At 62.9% G+C, this 7,685-nt stretch carries 7 protein-coding genes; 4 read left to right on the top strand and 3 right to left on the bottom strand.

Features of this window, described 5'->3' with window-relative positions:
* On the bottom strand, positions 1 to 664 hold a 664-nt coding region (locus M9890_08640), incomplete at its 3' end, for a glycosyltransferase family 2 protein (GenBank protein MCO5177018.1).
* A 189-nt stretch (positions 665 to 853) separates the two neighbouring features.
* On the opposite strand from M9890_08640, the gene M9890_08635 reads away from it, so the two are divergent.
* Genes M9890_08635 through M9890_08620 form a run of 4 tightly spaced genes read left to right on the top strand, consistent with a single transcriptional unit; the run spans position 854 to position 4,651 of the window.
* Positions 854 to 1,609, top strand: a complete 756-nt coding sequence (locus tag M9890_08635) for an NERD domain-containing protein (GenBank protein MCO5177017.1) — start codon at positions 854 to 856, stop codon at positions 1,607 to 1,609.
* Entirely contained in the window at positions 1,606 to 2,646 is a 1,041-nt protein-coding gene (locus M9890_08630) for a hypothetical protein (protein ID MCO5177016.1), read from the top strand. Before M9890_08635 ends, M9890_08630 begins: the two co-directional genes overlap by 4 nt.
* Positions 2,634 to 3,683, top strand: coding sequence for a hypothetical protein (locus M9890_08625; GenBank protein MCO5177015.1), 1,050 nt, complete (start codon positions 2,634 to 2,636; stop codon positions 3,681 to 3,683). Before M9890_08630 ends, M9890_08625 begins: the two co-directional genes overlap by 13 nt.
* A 29-nt stretch (positions 3,684 to 3,712) precedes the next feature.
* On the top strand, positions 3,713 to 4,651 hold the full coding sequence (locus M9890_08620; GenBank protein MCO5177014.1) for an arginine deiminase family protein: 939 nt from the start codon (positions 3,713 to 3,715) through the stop codon (positions 4,649 to 4,651).
* Positions 4,652 to 4,760: 109 nt separating this feature from the next.
* Here M9890_08620 and M9890_08615 read toward each other — a convergent pair whose 3' ends face one another.
* Both M9890_08615 and M9890_08610 read right to left on the bottom strand, forming a co-directional pair.
* The gene (locus tag M9890_08615; GenBank protein MCO5177013.1) at positions 4,761 to 5,891 is read right to left on the bottom strand and encodes a GDSL-type esterase/lipase family protein; all 1,131 of its coding nucleotides are present in this window, start codon (positions 5,889 to 5,891) and stop codon (positions 4,761 to 4,763) included.
* Positions 5,892 to 6,064: 173 nt separating this feature from the next.
* Complete coding sequence (locus M9890_08610; GenBank protein MCO5177012.1) at positions 6,065 to 7,333, bottom strand: FAD-binding oxidoreductase; 1,269 nt, start codon at positions 7,331 to 7,333, stop codon at positions 6,065 to 6,067.
* Between the last annotated feature and the right edge of the window lie 352 nt (positions 7,334 to 7,685).

Genomic DNA, 7,685 nt, shown 5'->3' with positions numbered 1-7,685 from the left:
GAATGAGCATAGTTGTCCAGTTGTGGTCAGCGAATCGTCGTGCCCAATCGATCTCCTCGCTGTACATGCCGTAGCCCTCGTCGAGCAGACCGACATCGTTGATCGCCCGGCGGCGTACGCACATCGCAGCGCCGAGTGGGTAATCAATCCGGATCGGCAGCTTGCCGTCACCGACCGGCGTGCGTCCGTTCAGCGGCGACTCGATCAGCCGGCCGGACACCGGCAGCAGGTTGAAGAGCAGATGGTGCGGGCGCGGGAAAGCGTAGCCGGCGGATTGCAGCGAGCCGTCGGCGTTCCGCAGTAGTGGCGCGGTCATGCCGATGTGGTCGGCGATATCGAAGGCACGACACAGCTGAGCGATCGCTCCGGCCTCCAGCACGATGTCCGGGTTGAGCAGCAGCACGAGCCGACCGCTGGATGCGGAGATTCCGGCGTTGCAACCGGCGGCGTAGCCACGATTCTCCGGCAGCTCGATCAAGCTGACACCCGGATAGCGCGATACTACCGACTGATGATCGTCGTTCGGTGAGGCGCAATCGACGACCAGCGTCTCGGTTGCGATCTCCGGTGTCGCCGCGCACTCCTCCGCGATCGAGCGCAGACAGCCATCCAGCAGCGTCGGCACGTTCCAATGTACGACAACAATTGAGAGATCCGGCGTCATCTGATCGGCACCTGCGCCGACTCGCGCCTGAGCGGCCCGCGTTGGAACGCCGCGCGGGGCGTGCTAGACTGCAGAAGATGCCGCGCTCCGGCGTCTGTCGCTGTGCCCGAGGCGCAAACACGGGTACCCCCAACACCGTGCCGGAGTACGCGCCGGTCGGTATCGGCCGGAAAGGGCGTGACGCACCGCATGCGCATTGTTCGCAATACTGGATACATCAAACGCCGGCGCCGCGCCGGCAAAATGATCGTCTTCTCGGGTCTGTTGCTGCTCATTGGCTCGTGGGTCATTACGCTGCTCTATCCTTCTCTCTTCCTTCTTGCAACGGTTGGGCTCGCGGTTGGCTTCATCTTTTTCAATGGCGGCATGCAGCAGCTTGCGCGATGGTCACGTCGTCCACGCAACGACGAGGTCCTTGACGCCGATCTTGAACGCTTGACCGATCGCTACACGCTCATCCATTATCCCGACATGCCCGGTCGACGGCCAGACCACGTCCTGATCATGCCAAACGGCATTCTCGCGATGACGTCGCGCGAGGTTACCGGGTCGGTCCAGGTCAAGAAGGGTACCTGGCGGAAGCTGGGGAATCCTCTCGGCCGCATGCTCCTGCTCGGCGGACCGCAATTGGGCAATCCGACGTTCGAGAATGAAGAGCAGATCAAGTCGATGAAATCATTCCTCACATCGCGCAACATCGAAGTGAGTCCGAGCGGCGCGATCATCTTCGTTGCCGATAACGTTGAGGTGAAGATCGAAGAGCCGACGCAGCCGATTCTGCATGCGTCGGAACTGCTTGAATACGTACGTCAGTTCCCACAAGGCGAATCTTCGATTCCGACGAAGGAGCGCGAAGCAATCGCCGCTGCGCTCTCCGAAGGTGAAGAGGTCGATTCGTCGCTGTCGGCACCACCAAAGCCGAAGAAACGGATTCGGGCAGCGTGAGATCTTCTGCTGCTGACAGATGGGGCATTATCGGCCACGATGCTCAGGTCGATGCCCTCTCCGGTGCAGTGGAGTCCGGTCACGTTTCGCACGCGTACCTCGTTACTGGCCCCATTGGCGTTGGCAAGACGACGCTCGCGTTGGCGTTGGCACGTGCGCTGAACTGCACTGCTGATGTCGCTGCCAGGCCGTGTGGGACATGTGAGCAATGCCGTCGCGCCTCCCGCGGCAGCCACCCAGATGTGACCTTCGTTGACCTCGACTGGCAGGATGCGGTCATCCCGACCAAGAGCCGGACCGTCGCTCGCCAGGCGTTGTCGATCGACTCGGTGAAGTTTCTGCGTCAGGACATCGTGACTCGGCCCATCTTCGGACGCTGGAAGCTCCAGATCGTCGCCGACGCCGGCCTGCTCTCTGGTGACGCCGCCGACGCCTACCTGAAGACCATCGAGGAGCCGCCGCCGTTCGCGGTGATTGTCCTGCTCGCTGAATCGGCTGAGCGGGTCAGCGAGACGATCCGTTCTCGTTGCCGTGTCATCGAGCTTGGCGGGGTGCCGCGACTGCAGATCGCATCGGCTCTGGCCGCCCGCGATGCCGGTCCGGAGCTTGCCGACCGACTCGCGCGGGCTGCCCACGGCCGGATCGGTTGGGCGTTGGAGATGGCCGCATCGGCGGAAGCCCGGCTGAGCCATCGCGAGCTGGTTGAGGCGGCCTACGAGCACGTCACAACGCCGCTGGGGCGCGTCGAGCTAACCGGCGCGATCGCTCGCGATTTCACGCGCCGCCGAGCGCAAACGTTTCAGCTGGTCGATACGGTCACCGGCATCTGGCGTGACGCTCTGCTGTATCGTGTTGGCCTGGCGGAAGAAGTGACCTACGCGGATGTTGGCGATCGGCTCGCCGGTTGGTCGGCGAACTACGAACTCCGCGATCTCTATCGCGCACTACATGCCAGCCGCCAGTGCCTCGTCGACCTTTCAAATAACGTACAAGCGCGTATCGCGCTCCATGCAATGGTGATGCAATGGCCGGACTAAGCTGCACAGCCCATTCCTCGTCGGTCGAAGACGCGCGTCGGCGGTTCCGCGAGCGCGTCATCCTGTCGCCGGTCGCGGGTCGATTTCGCTCGTCGCTGATGCTGAACGATTGCGGGTGCGACGGTTGCGAGCACGCGCTCCCTTCGATCGAAGGGGCAGCCATCGACACTAGCGAGCGACAAGTTGCCGGAGTCAGATTCCGTGACTCGGGTCGGACCTACTACGTCGACCCGGAAGGTATCGAGCTTGTCTCGGGCGACTGGGTTGTCGTTGACACCGCGCGCGGGGCTGAATTGGCGCAGGTTGTCATTGCGCCGCAGCAGGTCATTGCGGTCCTGCTGGATGGCGACGTGCGGTCGATCATCCGCCGCGCCACGGAAGAGGACCTGGTCTCGGCCGAAGAGCGTCGCGCGATGGAGGGCGATGCGCTGCGAACGTTCGCCGTCATGGCGCGCGATCTCAATCTGCCAATGAAGCCGATCTCGGCCGACTACTCGTTTGATGGCGCACGGTTGACGATCAACTTCGCGGCGAACGGTCGAGTCGACTTCCGCGAACTTGTCCGTCAAATGGCGCGCCACTTTGGCTGCCGCATCGAATTGCATCAGGTGGGGCCACGCGACGAAGCAAGGCTGCTGGGCGGACTTGGTCGCTGCGGCCGCCCGTTGTGTTGCTCCACATGGCTCCCGCAGTTCGCCGATGTCTCGATGACTATGGCGAAGGTGCAGGATCTATCGCCGAATCCCGACAAGCTGTCCGGCGTCTGCGGCCGGTTGCTGTGCTGCCTGTCGTTCGAGCAGGAGCAGTACCGCGAAGCCCGCACGCGCCTGCCGCGCCTCGGCCAGGAAGTGATGACCGAGCAGGGACAGGGCTACGTGCATGCAATGCAAATCCTGAATGAGACGGTCACGGTTCGGTTGGACAACGGCGAATCCGTGACGCTCGAGCCGAGCGAGATCACCGTGCTGGCCGGTCCGGGACGCGACGTCCGCAACCGACGACGACGACCGCGACGAGATTCAAACGGCGCGCAATAGACGCGTTCCGTCACGGGAGGGATGAGTTCATGAGCCTGAGTGCTGCCTATGGTGGTGAAAAGTGGTCGCCACGCACGAACGACATGCGCGCAGACATGCGCGAGCAGTGGGGCGACTGGGGTTCGGGCTCCGAGGTCGGACGTCTTCGTGCCGTGCTGCTGCGCCGACCGGGTTCCGAGCTGGACAACATCGCGGATTTCGACGCCGTCCAGATGCGCGCCGACCTGAACCCGGATCTTGCGCGCGTCCAGCACGACGTCATGGCCGATATGTACGAGGCCAACGGCGTCTCGGTCTACTACGTCGAGAACAATCGCGACGACAAGCCAAATCAGATGTTTATCCGCGACCTCCTGCTGATGACCCCCGAAGGTGCGATCATCACCCGTCCCGCCTCGACGGTCCGGGCCGGCGAGGAGCGCTTCGTTGCCGAGGCGCTCGGCCGTAACGGCGTGCCAATCCTCATGTCGGTCCATGGCTCCGGCACATTCGAGGGTGCTGATTGCCTGTGGGTGGACGACGATCTTTGCTTCCTGGCGGAGGGGCTCCGCACCAACACGGCTGGTGCTGACCAGGTCGAGCGCATGTTGCGTGAGATCGGCGTCAAGGAGATCGTCCGTGTCCAGCTCGCGTGGGGTGCGATGCACCTCGACGGCGTCCTGGCACTGGCCAGCACCGACGTCGCCGTTGTCTGGCCGTATCGGACACCGTCTCCGGTTGTCCGTAAGCTACAGGAGCGCGGCTTCAAGATTGTCGAAGTCGTTGAGGAAGAAGCGCATGGCTTGATGCCGATGAATTTCGTCGCGCTGGAGCCGGGCAAGATCATGATGCCCAAGGGCGGCCAGAAGTCGGCAGAACGTTATGCTGCTGCTGGGCTCGAAGTCCTCGAAGTTGACATCAGCGAGCTGATGAAGGCCGGCGGCGGCGTGCATTGTATGACCGGATTCCTCAAGCGCGATCGCGTCTGACAGCGAAGCCGCCTCATCCACAGGTCACGCAGCGTTGCTCGCGATGACCAATGAATCAGAAGCCGGATGCGGATTACGAATCCGGCTTCTGTCGTGGCGCGCGTGGCTACTACTGGTGGAGCATGTCCAGCGCAATCCCTGACACGGCGTTCGCAAACTGCTGTGCGCCGAGGTCATTCGGATGGACACAATCTCCCGTCCATTGCCCGATACCCGGGACGAGGAGTTGCGCGAGCCCGTCAAACAGGAACGGGCGCGAGTTTGATGCTGGATCTGTCGAGTACTGGACCCACGTCTCGCCGGTGCCCGGAGGAGCGTAGCCGCACGGCGCGATGCCCGGCGGCGTACTTGCCATCGGCGACTCATGGCCGTGGAACAGGTCGTGGAGCTGCGCGAACCCGATCGGACCGCTGCGGAAGTTCTGGCTGCGGGCAACCGATATCGCCTGGTTGATCGCATGCACCGCATCCTCACTGCGCTGGTAGCAGTCGAGCGACGCAGCACCCGGATACGGTGGCGGCGCGACACTGCACTGGCTCCCCGGCAGGTGGAAGATGATGCTGTCGGTGTTGAACGGATTGTGCACGTCCGTGACGACGACCGTAACGTTCGGATACTTCGCCAGACGGGCAATTTCAGCCGTCAGACCGAGTCGCACACCCTCGCTGCGCTCCTTGAGATACCAGTTGAACCAGTCGTCTCCCCATGTAATCACCTGATAGATCGTCGCCGGATTCGTATAGTCCAGGTCGTTGATTCCTGCGGTAATGGTCACCAGCGTTGGCTTCGCGATGCCGTTCCGCTTGTTCTGTTCCAGCTTCTGGATGACGGTGTCAACCTGATTGTGGAGCATCTTGTTCTTGCAGTCCTGGTTCCACCAGAAATGCTGCAGACAGCGATTCACCACGCCTTGCGCATCGTAGGTGATGCGCGCGCCATTGCAGGCGAGGAACTGGTCCCGAGTGAAATTGACGTTCGGAATTGATGCGCGCAGGGCAGACGCCACGCGCTGCGGATATGACCGGTCCCAGGAGCGCTTACATGGCGTCAGGTCGAGCCCGAGCGCGTCATCACCGAGCCCGGTGCCGGCCGGGAGTGAGTCACCGAGCGCCCAGTAGTCGATTGACTTCGGCAAGCGCGGATTCTGGGCAGATGCCGGTGTGGCTGCCCCCATCGAAAGCACTGAGCTGAGCAGGATAGCGAACACAAACAGGGTTCGGAGCGACACAGGGACGCGCATCGATAGATGCTCCTCTCCTCAACACCGATAGATCAGACATCGCAATAGGCAGATTCTGGATTCGGACAAGTCCAGCGTACGTGATCAATCAGTAATGTCAAGTCACGACAAACGGGAGCTATGAAACGCCCAGACCACAACCGGTGGTCTGGGCGTTTTGCTCGATGCTGCTGTTATTCGACTGCTTCGAATACCGTGCTGACAACTGGCGTCAGCGTCGGGCGATCGGCGCGCAGCGGGAAGAGCGCATCCGGCGTCGTGCCCGATGTAATCGCTTCGGTGAAGAGCTGGCCAAGACGAGGACCGAATGGCATGCCGTGGCCGCAAAAGCCCCCAGCCACGAAGACGTTCGGGAGACCCGGCGCTTCCCCGGCCACTGGCAGATAGTCCGCGGTGAATGCCATCAGCCCGGCCCAGCTTCGTTCGATTTTCAAGCCGTTGAGCTGCGGAAACAGGCGCGGAATGACATCGGCGATGCGAGAGATGACATCGGGCGTTGGGATCGTATCGCGGACACCAACATCCTTGTTGGGCGCATCGTCGCGGCAGCCGCCGATGACAATCGAGCCGTCGAGCGCCTGCTGCCAGTATTCACCGGTCGGTGTCACGGCCACGCCGACGCCGGTGGTGAATGTCGTCGGGATCGGCTCATACGACAGAATCTGGCCGCGCACCGGCACGACGAGCCCCTTGAGTCCCGGCACCAGCTCGTCGGTCCAGGCGTTGACCCCCACGACGACATGGCGAGCGCGAACGGTGCCCTGCTCGGTCACGACGAGCGTGCCGTCGCCATCCGGCTTTAGCTGAGTCACGTTCGCCCTGCAGAATCGAGCCCCGCGACGCTGGGCGGCCGCGCCGACGCCGGCCAGGTAGCGTGCCGAATGAACGAGCGCATTCTGCGGGTGAAAGACGCCACCGGCGATCTCATCCGCAAGAGGTGTCTGGATCAGCTCCTGCAGGCTCTTGCGATCCAGCGCCTCAATCGAGACGCCGTGTGCGGCGAGCTCATCGACGCTGGCGTGCTTCACGTCCAGCTCGTCCTCGCCGAGGATCAGGCCGATCGTGCCGTTCTCGCGGTAGTCGCAGTCAATGCCTTCCTCGGCAATGATCTGCTGAACGATCTCGCGACCCTGCTCTGAGATGCGCCAGACGCCCCACGCGCCCTCCTCGCCGATTCGCGCAGCCGTCGCAGTGAAGCCGTCAGCCAGGCCGGCTGAAACGAAGCCGCCGTTGCGGCCCGTCGCCCCCCAACTAATCGCTGTCCGTTCGATCAGCGTGACATCTGCGCCGGCGCGCGCCAGCCAGTACGCCGTCCATGTACCGACCTGGCCGCCGCCGATCACGACGACATCGCTGGCGTCCGGCAGGTCCGCCGACGGCACCGGCGGCGGCGCAGTCGCGTGCCAGTAGGAGCGCGGCTCCTCGTTCGAAGTGCTTGTCATAACAGCATGCTCCTCGTCAATGCTCTGTTGTTTTCCGCTCGATATGCTGGCTGCGAGAATACACGAATTTGCGGGAAGCTGGGGCAGGGTGGGTTGGTCAAGGCGGGGGAGTGGGGTGTGTCGGAGTACTCAATCGTTCAGGTCGCCTGCGTTGGACTTTGTCGGATGGGTGGGCGATCTTTCGGTTGCGACCTCAATATTCAACCGCTGTGTTTCTGGTAGGCAAGCCGCCGCCGGGACGTTCATAGGGACAGCGCCTCGGCCGATCCGTCGCGGAGTGCCAACGCCCGTGGGGCTCCCGGGCGATCTCCCTGCGAACGTATCGGCGGCGGATGAGTACCGGTGTCATCGG

The sequence above is a fragment of the Thermomicrobiales bacterium genome, assembly GCA_023954495.1.
Lineage (GTDB): Bacteria > Chloroflexota > Chloroflexia > Thermomicrobiales > CFX8 > JAMLIA01.
Note: the sequence above shows the minus strand (reverse complement) of the source record. Positions and strands in the feature narration are given on the sequence as shown.

Bases quoted from the DNA above. Each gene is read 5' to 3' on its own strand.
- M9890_08615 (MCO5177013.1), bottom strand. From the start codon at position 5,891: ATGCGCGTCCCTGTGTCGCTCCGAACCCTGTTTGTGTTCGCTATCCTG.
- M9890_08635 (MCO5177017.1), top strand. From the start codon at position 854: ATGCGCATTGTTCGCAATACTGGATACATCAAACGCCGGCGCCGCGCC.
- M9890_08620 (MCO5177014.1), top strand. From the start codon at position 3,713: ATGAGCCTGAGTGCTGCCTATGGTGGTGAAAAGTGGTCGCCACGCACG.
- M9890_08625 (MCO5177015.1), top strand. From the start codon at position 2,634: ATGGCCGGACTAAGCTGCACAGCCCATTCCTCGTCGGTCGAAGACGCG.
- M9890_08610 (MCO5177012.1), bottom strand. From the start codon at position 7,333: ATGACAAGCACTTCGAACGAGGAGCCGCGCTCCTACTGGCACGCGACT.